This is a genomic window from Acidovorax sp. ACV02 (assembly GCF_014851475.1).
GTDB lineage: Bacteria > Pseudomonadota > Gammaproteobacteria > Burkholderiales > Burkholderiaceae_C > Acidovorax > Acidovorax delafieldii.
The window spans coordinates 587,949-604,322 of sequence record NZ_JACUZU010000002.1 but is presented as its reverse complement, the minus strand read 5'-3'; the positions used below and the strand labels follow the sequence as shown (position 1 = coordinate 604,322).

12 protein-coding genes and 1 riboswitch are annotated in these 16,374 nt (G+C 67.8%); of the genes, 6 read left to right on the top strand and 6 right to left on the bottom strand.

Annotated elements, in window-relative coordinates; translation table 11 throughout:
• Positions 1-50 precede the first annotated feature (50 nt).
• The 4 genes from metH to IB236_RS06640 all read right to left on the bottom strand — a co-directional run bounded on the left by metH (position 51) and on the right by IB236_RS06640 (position 6,240).
• Positions 51-2,789: a methionine synthase gene (gene metH / locus IB236_RS06655; protein ID WP_225580992.1), complete on the bottom strand. Its 2,739-nt coding sequence runs from the start codon at positions 2,787-2,789 to the stop codon at positions 51-53.
• Positions 2,790-2,815: 26 nt separating this feature from the next.
• Positions 2,816-2,926, bottom strand: a riboswitch (S-adenosyl-L-homocysteine riboswitch).
• A gap of 29 nt (positions 2,927-2,955) precedes the next feature.
• Positions 2,956-4,671 carry a DUF11 domain-containing protein gene (locus IB236_RS06650; RefSeq protein ID WP_192419562.1) on the bottom strand — a complete coding sequence of 572 codons (1,716 nt, stop codon included), beginning with the start codon at positions 4,669-4,671 and terminating at the stop codon, positions 2,956-2,958.
• 105 nt (positions 4,672-4,776) lie between these two features.
• On the bottom strand, positions 4,777-5,478 hold the full coding sequence (locus IB236_RS06645) for a hypothetical protein (protein WP_192419560.1): 702 nt from the start codon (positions 5,476-5,478) through the stop codon (positions 4,777-4,779).
• 306 nt (positions 5,479-5,784) lie between these two features.
• Complete coding sequence (locus tag IB236_RS06640) at positions 5,785-6,240, bottom strand: PACE efflux transporter (RefSeq protein WP_099732264.1); 456 nt, start codon at positions 6,238-6,240, stop codon at positions 5,785-5,787.
• 74 nt (positions 6,241-6,314) lie between these two features.
• On the opposite strand from IB236_RS06640, the gene IB236_RS06635 reads away from it, so the two are divergent.
• On the top strand, positions 6,315-7,256 hold the full coding sequence (locus tag IB236_RS06635; RefSeq protein WP_192419558.1) for a LysR family transcriptional regulator: 942 nt from the start codon (positions 6,315-6,317) through the stop codon (positions 7,254-7,256).
• A gap of 33 nt (positions 7,257-7,289) precedes the next feature.
• Here the strand turns inward: IB236_RS06635 and IB236_RS06630 are convergent, their stop codons facing one another.
• Positions 7,290-8,126 carry an MBL fold metallo-hydrolase gene (locus IB236_RS06630; protein ID WP_192419556.1) on the bottom strand — a complete coding sequence of 279 codons (837 nt, stop codon included), beginning with the start codon at positions 8,124-8,126 and terminating at the stop codon, positions 7,290-7,292.
• A 98-nt stretch (positions 8,127-8,224) separates the two neighbouring features.
• On the opposite strand from IB236_RS06630, the gene IB236_RS06625 reads away from it, so the two are divergent.
• Both IB236_RS06625 and IB236_RS06620 read left to right on the top strand, forming a co-directional pair.
• Complete coding sequence (locus IB236_RS06625) at positions 8,225-9,214, top strand: GlxA family transcriptional regulator (RefSeq protein WP_192419554.1); 990 nt, start codon at positions 8,225-8,227, stop codon at positions 9,212-9,214.
• A gap of 315 nt (positions 9,215-9,529) precedes the next feature.
• Entirely contained in the window at positions 9,530-10,441 is a 912-nt protein-coding gene (locus IB236_RS06620; protein ID WP_099731571.1) for a PPK2 family polyphosphate kinase, read from the top strand.
• A gap of 57 nt (positions 10,442-10,498) precedes the next feature.
• Here the strand turns inward: IB236_RS06620 and IB236_RS06615 are convergent, their stop codons facing one another.
• Positions 10,499-11,251: a hypothetical protein gene (locus tag IB236_RS06615; protein ID WP_192419552.1), complete on the bottom strand. Its 753-nt coding sequence runs from the start codon at positions 11,249-11,251 to the stop codon at positions 10,499-10,501.
• A gap of 294 nt (positions 11,252-11,545) precedes the next feature.
• On the opposite strand from IB236_RS06615, the gene IB236_RS06610 reads away from it, so the two are divergent.
• From IB236_RS06610 to IB236_RS06600, 3 genes are all read left to right on the top strand, one after another.
• Entirely contained in the window at positions 11,546-12,853 is a 1,308-nt protein-coding gene (locus tag IB236_RS06610) for a Glu/Leu/Phe/Val dehydrogenase (RefSeq protein WP_056057120.1), read from the top strand.
• A 295-nt stretch (positions 12,854-13,148) separates the two neighbouring features.
• Positions 13,149-14,837 carry an AMP-binding protein gene (locus tag IB236_RS06605; protein ID WP_192419550.1) on the top strand — a complete coding sequence of 563 codons (1,689 nt, stop codon included), beginning with the start codon at positions 13,149-13,151 and terminating at the stop codon, positions 14,835-14,837.
• Between the two features lie 8 nt (positions 14,838-14,845).
• On the top strand, positions 14,846-16,363 hold the full coding sequence (locus IB236_RS06600) for an MFS transporter (protein ID WP_192419548.1): 1,518 nt from the start codon (positions 14,846-14,848) through the stop codon (positions 16,361-16,363).
• The last annotated feature ends 11 nt before the right edge of the window (positions 16,364-16,374 follow it).

Sequence of the window (16,374 nt, the reverse complement as noted above, 5' to 3'; positions counted from 1 at the left end):
GGCCGCTAGCGCTTATTGATCAAGCGCTAGCAGCTATTTCATTCATAGCATCACAGGTTCGGCGCCAGCAGCCGCTCCAGCACCTTCTCGTCCATGCCCCGGCGCTGGGCCATGTCGTGCAGTTGGTCTTCGCCAATCTTGCCGACGTTGAAGTACACGCTGTCGGGGTGGCCGATGTAGAAGCCGCTCACGCTGGCGGCGGGCATCATGGCCAGGCTCTCGGTGAGTGACATGCCGATCTCGCCAGCCTGCAGCACGCGGAACAGATCGGTCTTGGCGCTGTGGTCGGGGCAGGCGGGGTAGCCGGGCGCGGGGCGGATGCCCTGGTACTTCTCGGCAATCATGTCGTCGTTGTTCAGCGCTTCACCGGCAGCGTAGCCCCACAGGTCGGTGCGCACGCGGTGGTGCAGGGCTTCGGCAAAGGCTTCGGCCAGGCGGTCTGCCAGGCTCTTGAACATGATGGCGGAGTAGTCGTCCAGCGCGTCGATGAAAGCCTTTTCCTTCTTCTCGATGCCCAGGCCTGCCGTCACCGCAAACATACCGGCGTAGTCGGCAATGCCGCTCTCCTTGGGCGCCACAAAGTCGGCCAGGCAGCGGCTGGGGCGGGTCACGCCGTCGATGGTGTGTTTCTCGGCTTGCTGGCGCAGGCCGTACCAGGTCATGGCGACCTCGGTGCGGGTGTCGTCGGTATAGAACTCGATGTCGTCATCGTTCACGCTGTTGGCGGGCAGCAGCGCCATCACGCCGCTGGCCGTGAGCCACCGGCCTTCGATGATCTTCTTAAGCATGGCCTGCCCATCGGCAAACACACGCGTGGCTTCCACGCCCACGATCTCGTCGGTGAGGATGGCGGGGTACGGGCCGGCCAGGTCCCAGGTCTGGAAGAACGGGCCCCAGTCGATGTACTTGGCCAGCTCGGCCAGGTCAAAGTTCTTGAACACACGGCGGCCCAGCGCGCGGGGCACAGCGGGCTGGTAGGCCGACCAGTCCACGGGCGTCTTGTTGGCGCGGATCTTGGCCAAGGGCCACAGGGGTGTGGCCTTTTTGTTGGCGTGCTGGGTGCGCACCTTGTCGTAGTCGGCGTTCAGCTCATCCACGTAGCTCTGCACGCCGTCGCCCAGCAGGCTTTGCGCCACGCTGACGCTGCGGGACGCATCGGGCACGTAGACCACAGGGCCTTCGTAATGCGGAGCGATCTTGACGGCGGTGTGCACGCGGCTGGTGGTGGCGCCACCGATGAGCAGCGGGATCTTCTTGATGCGGAAGTGGTCGTCCTTCTGCATCTCGCCGGCCACGTACTGCATCTCTTCGAGGCTGGGGGTGATCAGGCCCGACAGGCCCACGATGTCGGCCCCCTCGACCTTGGCGCGCGCCAAAATTTCGTGGCAGGGCACCATCACGCCCATGTTCACCACCTCAAAGTTGTTGCACTGCAGGACCACGGTGACGATGTTCTTGCCGATATCGTGCACGTCGCCCTTGACGGTGGCGATGATGATCTTGCCCTTGCTGCGCACATCGCGCCCAGCCAGTTCGTCCTGGCGCTTTTCTTCTTCGATGTAGGGGATCAGGTGGGCCACGGCCTGCTTCATCACGCGCGCGCTTTTCACCACCTGGGGCAGGAACATCTTGCCCGCGCCGAACAGATCGCCCACCACGTTCATGCCGTCCATGAGCGGGCCTTCGATCACGTGCAGCGGGCGGCCGCCCTTGGCCAGGATGGCGCGGTAGGCCTCTTCAGTATCTTCGGTGATGAAGTCGGTGATGCCATGCACCAGCGCGTGCGACAGGCGTTCGCCCACGGTCTTGGGGTGCTCGGGCGTTCCGCGCCATTCGAGCTTCTTGCTCTCGTCCTTGGCGCCGCTCTTGGCGGTTTCGGCGATCTCCACCAGGCGCTCACCCGCGTCGGGGCGGCGGTTGAGCACCACGTCTTCCACACGCTCACGCAGCACGGGCTCCAGGTCGTCGTACACGCCCACCATGCCCGCGTTGACGATGCCCATGTCCATGCCCGCCTGGATGGCGTGGTACAGGAACACGGTGTGGATGGCCTCGCGCACCGGGTCGTTGCCGCGGAAGCTGAACGACACATTCGACACACCGCCCGACACCTTGGCGCCCGGCAGGTTCTGCTTGATCCAGCGCACGGCCTCGATGAAGTCGACCGCGTAGTTGTTGTGCTCCTCGATGCCGGTGGCCACCGCAAAGATGTTGGGGTCGAAGATGATGTCCTCGGGCGGAAAGCCCACCTCATCCACCAGCACGCGGTAGGCACGTTCGCAGATCTCGATCTTGCGCGCGTAAGTGTCGGCCTGGCCCACTTCGTCAAACGCCATCACCACGGCCGCAGCGCCATAGCGCTTTACCAGGCGCGCCTCGTGCTTGAACTTCTCCACGCCCTCTTTCATGCTGATGGAGTTGACGATGCCCTTGCCCTGGATGCAGCGCAGACCGGCTTCGATCACCTCCCACTTGGAGGAGTCCACCATGATGGGCACACGGGCGATGTCGGGCTCGGACGCGATGAGCTGCAGAAAGCGCACCATGGCCGCCTTGCTGTCGAGCATGGCCTCGTCCATGTTGATGTCGATGACCTGCGCGCCGTTCTCTACCTGCTGGCGCGCCACGGCCAGTGCCTCTTCGTACTGGCCATTCAGGATCATGCGCGCAAACGCCTTGGAGCCTGTGACGTTGGTGCGTTCGCCGATGTTGACGAACAGCGTGCCCTCACCGATGGAGACGGGCTCCAGGCCGGACAGCTTCATGGGGGGGAGGGACAAATCGGACATAAGGCTCACCTGCGCGGCACAAGGGGTTCAGGTGAGCGTCGTTGTCGATGGAAGGCGGGGGCATGCGCGGCCCAAGCCTGACGGGCCGCCCTACCCCATGAAAGGCACGGCGGGCCGCTGCAACGCTCCTTGGACCAAGGAGCGATTGTAGTTGCCAGCCCGGGGATCAGCGCAGCATGCGACGGCTGCGTGCCGCTGCCAGCAGCACCAGGCCCGCGAGCATCAGCAGCGCCCATTCGGACAATGTCGGGATGGCGCTGGGCGCCGCTGTGATGGTGTCCGTGTCGGTGGCGCTGTTGTTGCCCGGCGTGGGGTCCGACACGCCGCCAGGGACCGACACCGTGGCTGTATTGCTCAGCGTGCCTGTGGCCGAAGCGCTGACCGTGGCGGTGACGGTGTAGGTCACCGAGCCGCCGACGGGCAGATTGACCGAGTCACTGATATTGCCGCTGCCGGAGGCCGTGCAGGTGCCACCGCCCGCGCCCACGCAGGTCCATGTGCCGCCGGTGAGCGCAGCGGGCAGGGTGTCCGAAACCGTCGCGCCCGCCACACCGGAGGGGCCGGCGTTGCTCGCGGTGATGGTGTAGGTCACGGTCCCGCCGGCCGTCACGGTGGTCACTCCATCGGTCTTGGTGATCGCCAGATCGGCAACCGGCGTGATGGTGTCGGTGTCCGTGGCGCTGTTGTTGCCCGGGGTGGGGTCGGTCACGCCCGCAGGTGCCGACACCGTCGCTGTGTTGCTCAGCGTGCCTGTTGCGGCCGCGCTCACCGTGGCGCTCACCGTGTAGGTCACCGAGCCGCCCGCAGGCAGGTTGACCGTGTCATTGATGTTGCCACTGCCCGAGGCCGTGCAGGTGCCGCCACCGGCCCCCACGCAGGTCCAGGTGCCGGTGAGCGATGCCGGGAAGGTGTCGGCCACCGTGGCGCCCGGGGCGTTGGACGGCCCGGCATTGCTGGCGACGATGGTGTAGGTGACCGAGCCGCCTGCCGTGACGGTGGTCACGCCGTCGGTCTTGGTAATGGCCAAGTCGGCCTGGGGCGTGAGGGTGTCGGAGTCCGTGGCGCTGCTGTTGCCTGGGGTGGGGTCGGTCACGCCTGCCGGTGCCGCCACCGTCGCCGTGTTGCTCAGCGTACCTGTCGCGGCCGCGCTCACCGTAGCGCTCACCGTGTAGGTCACCGAGCCACCCGCAGGCAGGTTGACCGTGTCGCTGATGTTGCCGCTGCCCGAGGCCGTGCAGGTGCCGCCACCGGCCCCCACGCAGGTCCAGGTGCCAGTGAGCGATGCCGGGAAGGTGTCGGCCACCGTGGCGCCCGGGGCGTCGGACGGCCCGGCATTGCTGGCGACGATGGTGTAGGTGACAGAACCACCTGGGACTGCGGTGGTGACACCATCGGTCTTGGTGATGGCCAGGTCGGCCTGCGGCGTGAGCGTGTCTGTATCCGTGGCGCTTTCATTGCCCGGACTAGGGTCTGTTACGCCGCCCGGCGGCGCCACCGTCGCCGTGTTGCTCAGCGTACCTGTCGCAGCCGCGCTCACCGTGGCGCTCACTGTATAGGTCACCGAACCGCCCACGGGCAGGTTGACTGTGTCGTTGATGTTGCCGCTGCCCGCAGCCGTGCAGGTGCCGCCACCGGCCCCCACGCAGGTCCATGTACCGGTGAGCGATGCCGGGAAGGTGTCGGCCACCGTCGCGCCAGTCACAGGATCCGGCCCCGCGTTGCTCGCAGTGATGGTGTAGGTGACCGACCCACCCGGCACGGCGGTGGTCACGCCGTCCGTCTTGGTGATGGCCAAGTCGGAAGACTGCGCATGAGCGGCCGTGGCCCCCATCATCATCATGAAAAAGACCACAGTCACCCAGGACACAGCACGTTGCAGCATGGCGAGATCCCCTCAGGTTTGAATAGGTATAGCGCCGCAGTGTAACGGGACGTTGCGCATTCGCCTACACCCCGTGGCGGGCCAGCAGCGGGGCCCGGTATCGGCTCAGCGCACGGGCAGAAACTGCAAAAAGGTGCCGCCCACAATGCCCTGCACGTAACTGATGGCAGCGCGGCGGTACTTTTCGGTGGTGAACGCGGCCAGCAGGTCCAGCCGCGCGATGATCTTGCCGAACTCGCGCTCGAAGCTCAGGTTGCGGCCCTGGGCGCCGATCTCGTCGGCCAGCAGCAGCGGCTGGCCCTGGGCGTTGCGGCGCTGCGCCAGCAGCCACACGGCGGTCTCGACGTTGCGCGCGGCGTTGTAGAGGTGCTGGGCATCCATGCCGTCGAGCAAGAAGAACTCGGTCTTGCCGCCGTGGGCCGTGATGATCATGTCGGCCGTGGCGTAAATGAAGGCCGCCACGCGGTCGCCTGCGAACTCGGGCGCCAGGGCCAGCGCCATGGCGGCGATGTCGCGGCGCCCCTGCAGCGGGGCCCAGGGCTGGCGCTGCAGCACAGCGGTGCGCAGCTGCTCCAGCGCCTGCTCACGGCTGGTGGCGGTGCCCTTGCGCAATTCGGCGGGGTTGCGGCGGTACAGCTTGTCGGCCAGGCGCAGCAGGCCGTCCAGGTTCTCCTGCATGGCCAGGGTGGCCATGCGGTTGGCATCGGACTGGGCCAGTTCGGCGGCATGGGTGGGTGCACCCTTCACCTCGCCACGCGGGGTAGGAGCATTGCTGGCACAGCCTGCCAGCACGCAGCAGGCTGCCATGCCAGCCCACCGACCCCGCAAACCCCGCAGCAGCAATAAAAACGGCCCTCTCATGGGGCCGATTATGGGTGGCGACTGAGCGCCTATGAGGGCCGCTGCACGGCGGTTGACATTGTTTGAAGAAGCGCGCCCAGAGAGTCTGCGCGGCAGAGGGCATCGAAGCGAAACGTGCGAAAACTGAGGATCGCGTGGTGCTACCGAGAAGCCCAGGGGGGTCCCTGGGCGCAGGAGGTAGTGCCGCGCGAGACCGGTTTATCGCGCGTTGCAGCCGATGCCCCCTCTGTCGCGCAGACTCTTGGGCCCCTGTTACGCAGCCGCCATGGCCGACGCGGGCAGGCCGAACAGGTGGTCAAACACCCAGTTGAAGACAAAGGTGTAGCAAAGGAAGAACACGATGAGCCCCAGGTCCATCACGAAAGCGTGCCACAGGCTCACGCCAAACCACCAGGCAAACAGCGGCACCAGCGTGAACACCAGGCCGCCCTCAAACCCGATGGCGTGCGCCACGCGCCGCGCCACGCTGCGCCCGCGCACGGGCTGGCGTGCCTCCCAGCGCTCGAACGCCCAGTTGAAGACGATGTTCCAGACGATGGCGATCACCGAGGCTGCCACCGCCACCACGCTCGAATGCCCCGCGCCCTGGCCCGTGAGCAGCGCCAGGCCCACCGTGGCGGCGCCGATGGCGATCAGCTCGTACAGGGTCACGTAGATCACGCGGCGCTTGACGCCTTGCAAGCCAAAAAGAGTGGGTGTCTTGTCCATGGGCGGTACTTTATATTCATCGTACTGACATATAAAGTCAGCTTATTTCAGTTTTACTGATAGATGAAACCGCCATGGCCTTCAACTCTGACAGCGTGCAGGTGTTTCTAACCGTGCTCGACCACGGCTCGTTCTCGGCCGCCGCGCGGGCCTTGTCGCGTGTGCCGTCGGCCGTGAGCATGACCATTGCGCACCTGGAGGCCGAGTTGGATGTGCAGCTGTTTGACCGCAGCGGGCGCGAGCCCCGGCCCACCGCCGCCGCCCGCGCGCTGGAGCCGCAGGCGCGGCTGCTGGCGGGACAGCTGCAGCAGCTCAACGCCCAGGCGCTGGCGCTCACCCAAGGGCTGGAGGAGCGGCTCACGCTGGCCATTGCACCCGAGCTGCTGGCCTCGCGCTGGACGGAGGCGCTGGCGGCATTGGCGCAAGAACACCCGCTGCTGCAGATCGAGGTGCTGGCCGCGCCGCAGGTGGATGCGCTGGCGCTGCTGCACAGCGGCCGCGCGCAGCTGGCGCTGGTGTTCGAGCGGCCCAGCATCGACGGGCGCGAGGGCTTTCAGGAGGTGGGCACCGAAACCCTGGTGGCGGTGATGGCGCCGCAGCACCCGGTGCTGGTGGCCGCCCGCGCCGCCGCCCAGGCACGGGGTGCCCCAACGGAGGATGCCATGCTGCGCGAAGAGCACCTGACCACCACGCGCCAGATCGTGGTGGCCAGCCGCGACCTGGCACAGACCGACCCGCGCTTTGTATTTGCCCGCCACCACTGGCGCACCGACAACCACCTGGCCGCGCTGGGCCTCATCGAAGCCGGCTTGGGCTGGGGCTGGCAGCCGCGCGCGCTTGTGCAGTCGCGCATCGAGGCAGGGCGGCTGGTGGAAATGCCGTTCGAGAACCTGAGCAACGGCACCGCGCTGTGGGTGGACGTGGTGTGGTCCAAGGAGCGGCCGCTGGGCCTGGGCGCTGCGCGGTTTGTGGCGCTGATGCGGGACCAGCGGGCGCTGGAAGCCGAGCTGGCGTGATTTACGGCCCTTTTGGGCGGTAGCGCTAGTCGATCATGCCGTCGCAGCTACCAAATTCATAGCGTTTCTTTGGACAATGGGTCCGGGGTATTCACGGCACTCGCCGTCCTCGGGCACCCACAGGCGGTGCGCCCACCCGCCGCGCTGCGCCAGGGCGCGCACCTGGGCACGGGTGGTGGGGCAGTGGTCCAGCGCCTCCAGGTGGTTGACGACCACGGCGCCCGTCGTCAGTGCGGCAGCCTGTGCGACCTCGGCGGCGTCCATCAGGATGTCCGCGCCCAGGTCAAACCGGGCGCCACCGGCGGGCAGCACGGCCACACCGGGCTGCAGATGCTGCAGGCAGTCGCGCACCGGGGGCGTCAGCACCGTGTCGCCCGCCAGGTACACGCTGGGCTCGCCCGGCAGCTCCAGCAGGTAGCCGTGGCCGTGCTCCATGAAGCGCGCCACCCAGCCCCGGCCGTGGGTGCAAGCCACGGGCGTGACCTGCCCGCCCAGCGCAAAGGGCTGGCGGCCCTCGCCCGCCAGCGGCAGCACCTGCAGGCCGCGCTGCGCCAGGTAGGCGGCGTCGTGTGGCATGCACAGGACGGGAATCTGGCGCTCGCGCAAAAACTGCTTGCCCGCGCGGTCCAGGTGGTCAAAGTGCCCACGCTGGCAATGGGTGATGAGCGTGTGGGTCACGCGCTGCAGCGCCGTGTCGGCCTCGGCGGGCAAATCCACCAGGGGGTTGCGCTGGCGCCGGGTGCCCAGGTAGCGCAGCGCGGGCAGGCTGCCCCGGGGCGCGAGCATGGGGTCCACCAGCAGGCCGACCGGGCGGCCCGCGTGCTGAAACTCGAGCAGAACGGTGGCGTTGCGTAGTTGGGTGATGAGCATGGGGGGCTTTCAGTGGGAAGGGGTGTTGCCATTGTTGAAAAGCAGGCCTCCCCTGAAAATGGCGCAAATTGACAATTTCTTGCGCTTTTGTGCCACCCATGGTTTCTCCGTCCTCTGCACCCCAGCTGCCTTTGCGCGTGGCGCTGCTGCTCTACCCGGGCTGCATGCCCGCCGGCCTGTTTGCGGCGGCGGACATGGCACGCGCCGCCAACCTGCGCGCGCAGGCCAGCGTGATGGACATCTGCTGGGTGGGGGTGGACCTGCTGCCGGTGCCCACCTGGCAAGGCCCCGCGCTGGCCCCCACCGTGGCGCTGCAGCATGCCGAGGCCGATGTGGTGCTGGTGCCGGGCCTGTGGCTCTCGTCGCCCGACCAGCTGCGGGGGCCGCTGCTGCAGCTGGCCCCGGTGGTACAGGCCTTGCGCGCGCTGCCCCGGCGCACCCAGCTGTGGAGCTACTGCGCGGGCGTGGTGCTGGCGGCTGCCAGCGGGCGGCTACGCGGCCAGGGCGCCACAGCCACCTGGTGGTTGCGTGCGGCGCTGGAGCAGCAGTTTGCGCCGGTGGACTGGCGCTTTGACGAGCCGCTGGTGGCCGGCCCCACTGCCACCACGGCCGCCGGGGCCAACGGCTATCTGCCGCTGATGCTGCACGCGCTGTCCGCCCGCCTGCCGCCCCAGGCATTGACCGACCTGCAGGAGCTGCTGATGCTGCCCCGCCCCCGCACGGCGCACCCCGCATTTGCCGGGCATGACCTGATGACGCTGGCCGACGCCGACCTGCGCCGCGCCATGCTGTGGGTGCAGCGCAGCCCCGCCGCCGATCTGCGGCTGCCTGCGCTGGCCCAGGCGCTGGGGCTTTCGCCCCGCACGCTCGCGCGGCGGGTGCAGGCCCACACGGGCCTGACGGCGGCCTTGTGGATGCGCCGCATCAAGCTGCGCCAGGCCAGCGAGGCGCTGTGCGACACGCCGCTGCCGCTCAAGCGCATTGCCGAAGACCTGGGCTTTGCCAGCGAGGCCGGGCTGCACCGCACGTTCCGCCAGGCCACGGGGCAGACGCCGCTGGCCTACCGCATGGCACATGGCGTGCGCTAAGGGGTCCTCTGCACGAATCGAGCGGCAAGTGGGCGCTGCGGATCGGGATGGGCTGCAAGGCGCAAAACGCAGCAATAGCCGCAGCTATTGCGAGTATTTGCAACGCCGCAGACCGCCCGAGACCGCAGCGGCACACGGCGCTGTGATTTGTGCAGAGGGTCCCTCAACGGCTCCCGCGGCAATTTTCAAGCCCAATCTGCTCCAAGCGCTAGTGAATCATGCGCAATCAGCTATCAACTTGATAGCATCATGTTTTCGTAGAAGAGGAGACCGCGCCCCCACTGCTGACGTACGATGGCCCATCGAGGAGCCCGCATGAACCACCCGTTTCACAGCAGCAACAAAGACGTGGCCCAGCGCTGGTCGCAGTGGCAGCCGGACGCGCCGCAGCACGACGACGAGAAGCGGCCCGACGGCCAGCCCGAGCGGCGCAAGGCCGGCAAACACCGCCGCACGGTGGCGCTCAAGGACTTTGATCCGTCGGCCAAACCGTTTTCGCTGGGCGACAAGCTCAAGGACAAGGCCGCCACCGAGTCGATTGCGCAGGAGCTGGACACGCTGCAGAACCTGTTCTATGCCGACAAGCGCTACAAACTGCTGGTGATCCTGCAGGGCACGGACACAGCCGGCAAGGACGGCACCATCCGGGGTGTGTTTGGCCGCATGAGCGCGCTGGGCGTGCACGCCGTGGGCTGGAGCGCCCCCACCGAGGCCGAACGTGCCCACGACTACCTGTGGCGCATCCACCAGAAGGTGCCCGGCGCGGGCGAGATCACGGTGTTCAACCGCAGCCACTACGAGGACGTGCTGGTGCCCGCCGTGAACGGATGGATCACCCCCGAGCAGCACCACCAGCGCTTTGGCCACATCAACGACTTCGAGCGCATGCTCACGCACACCGGCACCATCGTGCTCAAGTTCATGCTGCACATCAGCGCAGACGAGCAGCGTGAACGTCTGCAGGAGCGCCTGGACGACCCGGCCAAGCACTGGAAGTTCTCGATGAGCGACATCGAGGCACGCAAGCAGTGGAGCCAGTACCAGAAGGCCTACGAAATGCTGCTGGCCGCCACGCACACGCCCTGGGCGCCGTGGACCATCGTGCCTGCCAACTCCAAGACCCACCGCAACCTGATGATCGCCACGCTGGTGCGCGAAGTGCTCACCGGCCTGGACCTGCGCTACCCCCCGGGCGACCCGGCGCTGCAGAAGATCCGCATCGAATAGGCCCCGCACCGCTGCGGACACGGCAGCGAGCGGCGCGGAGACAGGCTGCGCATGCCATCACTGGCCCGGCGGGCATTCGGGGATGCGGCCCCAGGCGTCGCCGCAGAAGTTCTGCCGTGTGCGGGTGAGGCAGCTCGCGCGCGACAGCTCGTTGCTCATGGCCGCGCACTGGGCCAGCGCACCGCGCAAGCGGGCCAGGCTGTCGACGGGCGAAGGCGCGGGCGCTGCGGGCGGCGGCCACGGCGCGTTGTCGGCCGGTGCCACTGTGCGTGGCTTGCCGGTGGCAGGCAGCGATGCCGCATCGGCCACGCGGGGCGCGGTGACAGGCGTGAAAGGCGGCGCAGAGGCCGCAGATGCAGACGACGGTGCAGCAGCGGCACTGTCTGGTGCGGACGCAGCGGCTGCCGGGCGTGCGCGTCCGGATTCAATGATTTCCTCCACCGGCTCGGGGCGGGCAGGTGCACGCTCCGCAGTGCCTGCGGTGCCGGGCACGGCGGCAGGGGCTGCGACGGCCAGGGCCTGCTGCGGGGGCGGCACGGCATCGGGCCGGCCCAGCAGGTACCAGGCCGCGGCGCCCGCCACCACCAGCAGGGCCACTGCGGCGCCTGCGTAGGCCATGGCCGGTCGCTGGCGCGCCGGGCCCGCAGCAGGGTGCTCGTCGTCATCGAACACAAACTCCATCGGCGCCGGTGCAGCGGGGGTGGCGAGGTTGGCCTCTGCCGCCAGGGGGTGGGCGCACTTCACGCACCAACGCGCCGTAGGGTGGTTGGGCGCCTGGCACTGCGGGCAGGCGGTGTGGGTCACGCTCATAGGATTTCCCTCTCTTTTTTCATGGCCTCGGCGGTCCGGTGTGTGCCCGGTGCAGCGCCTGGTTCTGCGCCTGGTTCTGCGCCAGGCTGGCCGAGTCTAGGCGCAACGGGCCGCCCGGCAAGGTCCGGGCCCACGGGCCGCTGCCCCGCCGGTAGATTGCCGCGCTGCAGCATGGGATGGGGTTGCGCCAAACTATGCATCGAATGCATAACCCACAAACACACCGGCCTTGGACAGTGCCCGGGCCGAGGCATAAGCTTCGCAGTCTGAACTGATCCCACAAGGAAATTCACCATGTCAAACCCCGTCGGCGCCCCCGCCGCACAATCCCACCCCCTGCCCTCGTACCTGCAGGCCGACCACCTCGGCCCCTGGGGCAACTACCTGCAGCAGGTGGACCGCGTCACTCCTTACCTGGGCAGCCTGGCGCGTTGGGTGGAAACGCTCAAGCGCCCCAAGCGCATCCTGATCGTGGACGTGCCGATCGAGCTGGACAACGGCACCATCGCCCACTACGAAGGCTACCGCGTGCAGCACAACCTGAGCCGCGGCCCCGGCAAGGGTGGCGTGCGTTTTCACCAGGATGTGACGCTGTCGGAAGTGATGGCCCTGTCGGCCTGGATGTCGGTGAAGAACGCCGCGGTGAACGTGCCCTACGGCGGTGCCAAGGGCGGTATCCGCGTGGACCCCAAGAAGCTGTCGATGGGTGAGCTGGAGCGCCTGACGCGCCGCTACACCAGCGAAATCGGCCTGCTGATCGGCCCTTCCAAAGACATCCCCGCACCCGACGTGAACACCAACGGCCAGATCATGGCCTGGATGATGGACACCTATTCCATGAACGTGGGCGCCACCGCCACCGGCGTGGTCACCGGCAAGCCCGTGGACCTGGGTGGCTCGCTGGGCCGTGTCGAAGCCACCGGCCGTGGCGTGTTCACCGTGGGCGTGGAAGCCGCCAAGCTGACCGGCTTGGCGCTCGACGGTGCCCGCGTGGCCGTGCAGGGCTTTGGCAATGTGGGCGGCATTGCCGCCAAGCTGTTTGCCGAAGCGGGTGCCAAGGTGGTGGCGGTGCAAGACCACACCGGCACCATCTTCAACAGCAAGGGCGTGGATGTGCCCGCCCTGCTGGCGCATGTGAAGACCCGTGGTGGCGTGGGCGGCTTTGCCGGCGCCGATGTGATGAAGGCCGAAGAGTTCTGGGGCGTGGATTGCGAGATCCTGATCCCTGCCGCGCTGGAAGGCCAGATCACCAAGGACAACGCGGGCCAGATCAAGGCCAAGCTCGTGATCGAAGGCGCCAACGGCCCCACGACCACCGAGGCCGACGACATCCTGCACGACAAGGGCGTGCTGGTGCTGCCCGATGTGATCGCCAACGCCGGCGGCGTGACAGTGAGCTACTTTGAGTGGGTGCAGGATTTTTCCAGCTTCTTCTGGAGCGAGGACGAGATCAACGCCCGCCTGGTGCGCATCATGCAAGAGGCCTTTGCGGGCATCTGGCAAGTGGCGCAAGAGCACAAGGTGAGCCTGCGCACTGCCACCTTCATCGTGGCCTGCCAGCGCATCCTGCACGCCCGCGAAATGCGCGGCCTGTATCCATAAGCCCACGCCCGCCCCACCGGCCCGCCCCTTACCCGGGGCAGGCCGTCACACCACCGCCAGCCGCTGCGATCCAGCCCTGGCGGTTTTTCTTTGCCCAGGCCTTGCGCAGCCACCGTGGCTGTTGCGCCGTGGCGACGCAGCAAGCGCGCGCAACGGCCGTTCAAGGCCCCAGAACGACCGCGCAGCCGCCGCAGAAACCAAAAGATACGCACGCATACAAATGGTGATCTTTCCCCCGGACATTGCGTGAAAAACTGCCTGGACTTCGCACTCACGCCGTCTTCGGGAGATTCTGGTGGCCCTTCCATCCCTGCGCAGCCTGCTGGCGCGCTTTCTGCTCAGCCGCCTGCGCACCGCGCGCTCTGTGGCCCGTCTGGCGTACCGCCTGAATCCCCACAAACCCGCGCTCATCGACCGGCGCGGCACCCTCACCTACGCGCAGTTGCAGGATCGCGTGTACCGCCTGCAGGCCTGGATGCAGGCCCAGGGCGTGAAGAAAGGCGATGTGGTCTTCACCTGGCTGCCCGAGACCGGTGAGCAGTACGAAACCCGCCTGGCCACGTTCGAGAACGGCACCATCTTTGCCAGCTTTCACAAACACCTGCCGGCCGATGCGGCGCTGACCACCATGGGCCGCGTCAAGCCCACGGTGTTCATCCACGACCCGCTGCTGAGCGCGCCCATCCTGCAGGCCGTGCGTGAGCAGTTGCCCGGCTTGCGCGTGCTGGCGCTGGGGGATGAATACGAGCGCGCCCTGGCGCAGCAGACCCCCTCTGCGGGAACGGCCGACGTGCACGAGGACGATGTGTTCGCGCTGCACATGACCTCAGGCACCACGGGCCTGCCCAAGTCCATTGGCTACAGCAACCGCAAGTACCTGGACAGCGTGCGCCTGATCTCGCGCGCCATCGACTTCAAGCCGCCCGCCAACGGGCCGGACGTGAACATGCTGGGCCTGCCGCTCACCGGCCCGGGCTCGGGCCTGGTGCTGCCCACGCTGCTGGCGGGTGCGGCGCTGGTGATGCCCGAGGACTTTCGTGCCACCACGCTGGCTGGGCTGATCCAGAAGCACCGCGTGTCGCGCGCTTTCCTGTCGCCCTCGGCCATCATCGACCTGCTGGACGAGCCCACGCTGGGCCAGTACGACCTGTCGTCGCTGATCCATGTGCCCTACGGCTCGGAGATGATGCCCGCGCCAAAGATCGCCGAGGCCATCCGCCGCTTCGGGCCCATCTTCCAGCAGGGCTACGGCTGCCTGGAGGCCCTGCCCCCCATCACCTGGCTGCTGCCCCACGAGCATGTGGACGCGCAAGGCAACCCGCTGGGCAACGACATCCTCTCCACCGTGGGCCGCGTGATGCCGGGCGTGGACGTGGTCATCCGCGACGAGCAGTTTGCGCCGCTGCCGCTGGGCCAGATGGGCCTGATCACCGTGCAGACGCCGGTGCGGTTTGATGGCTACTGGCTGGACCCGGAAAAGACCAGCGAGACCCTGCGCGACGGCTGGGTGGTGATGGGGGACCTGGGCTATTTCGATGCTGCGGGCTATCTGCACGTGCTGGGCCGCAGCGCCGACCGCGTGGTGCGCCACGGCCAGGCACTCAACCCGCGCGAGATCGAGGAAGTGGCGCACTGCCACCCGGCCGTCAAGGAAGCCTGCCTGGTGCAGCATGGCACCGCCGCCGTGCTGGTGGCCAGCCTGCGGCAGAGCTGGCGCAACGACCGGGGCACCCAGGCCCTGGAGCACGATCTGGCAGAGTTTCTGGTGCAACACCTGCCGCCCGAGATGCGGCCCGACGATGTGCGCCTGGTCACCGAAATTCCGCGCAGCTTCCTCAACAAGATGCTGCGGCGCGAGGTGCGCCTGATGCTGGAGGCCATGCCGCCGCGCAGCGGTGCGGCGCACACTGCACGCGCAGAGCCTGTGGCGGGCTCGATGGCGATGGCTGCCCGGGCCGAAGCAATGGCATCCGCACACCCATGACAGCCCCCATGAACATGCAGCACACCCCACACATCCGGCTGAGCCTGGGCACCAAGCTCGGCTACGCCGTGGGCAACGTCGGCCTGCAGATGCTGATTGCGGCCATGAGCTTCCTGCTCATGATCTTCTACACCGATGTGGCCCTGGTGCCTCCGGCCGTGGCCGGTGCGGCGCTGCTGGTGGGCAAGGTGTGGGACACCATCAACGACCCGCTGTTTGGCTGGCTGACCGACCGCACGCGCTCGCGCCACGGCCGCCACCGCGTGTACCTGATCTACGGCGCCCTGCCCCTGGCGGTGGTGGCTGCCGCCGTGTGGATGGTGCCGCCAGGCCTGAGCCCCTGGGCAGCGTTTGTGTGGATCGCCGTCACCTACACCTTGTTCGACACCGTGATGACGCTGGTGCAGCTGCCCTACCAGGCCATGGCCGCCAACATGACGCAGGACTACGACGAGCGCACCAGCCTCACGGCTTTTGCATCCATGGGTGCCCTGCTGGGGTTTTTTGCGGGCAGCGTGTTCATGCCCCTGCTGGTGCGGGCCGCGCCCGATGCGCGCACGGGCTACGCACTGGCAGGCGCCTGTTTCGGGCTGGCCGCCGGGGTCGCTGTGGCCGTGGTGGCCTGGCGCGTGCGCGAGCCCGCCACCACCGGCGACTTATCGCCTGCGGCCCCAAACCCTCCAGCAGCCACACCCGGCTGGGCGTCGGTACGCAGCACCCTGCTGGCCACGCTGCGCAACCGCCCTTTTGTGATGCTGGTGAGTGCTGCCGGGCTGGTGCGGCTGGGCCTCACGCTGGTGCAGGCCTCGCTCGCTTATTTCGTCATCTACCAGCTGCAGGGCGACAAGGGCGATCTGCCACGCTTCATGGGCATCCTGCTCGCGGTGGTGGGCATCTCGCTGTTCGTGTGGAAGCGCGTGGTGGACCGGTGGGAGAAAAACCGGGCCTACATCCTTGGCCTGGTGTTCTGCTGCGCAGGGCTGGTGGCGCTGTACTGGGTGGGCCCGGGCCAGCAGGCCCTGGTGACGGGCATCCTGGTGGTGGTGGGTATCGGCATGGGTGCGCACTGGATCGTGCCGTTTGCCATGGTGCCCGACACCATCGACCACGGCCACATGCAGGCGGGCGAGCGGCAGACCGGCATGTACTACGGCCTGTATGGCCTGGTCGACAAGCTGGCTCGCACCCTGGCCACGGTGCTGGTGGCCGGCATGCTGGAGCTGACCGGGTATGTGCCCAACGTGGCCCAGTCTGCCCAGGCGCTGCAAGGCATCGCGGCCATGACGGGCCTGCTGCCGGCGCTGTGCCTGGTGCTGGCCATCCCGCTGCTGATGGCCTACCCCATCACCCGCGCCCGCCATGCAGACCTGGTGCGCAGCGTGGGCGCTGCCGCCCCGGCGGAGACGGCCAGTGCGGCAGCAGTGGCCGCAACCCCTGTACGCCAGAGCGAACACACCACCCGCCCTGCGTGGGAGCCCTCACGCACCCTGCCCGGTGGTGGGCACGACTTCGCACACAGTCGTTAGAGAACATCCGG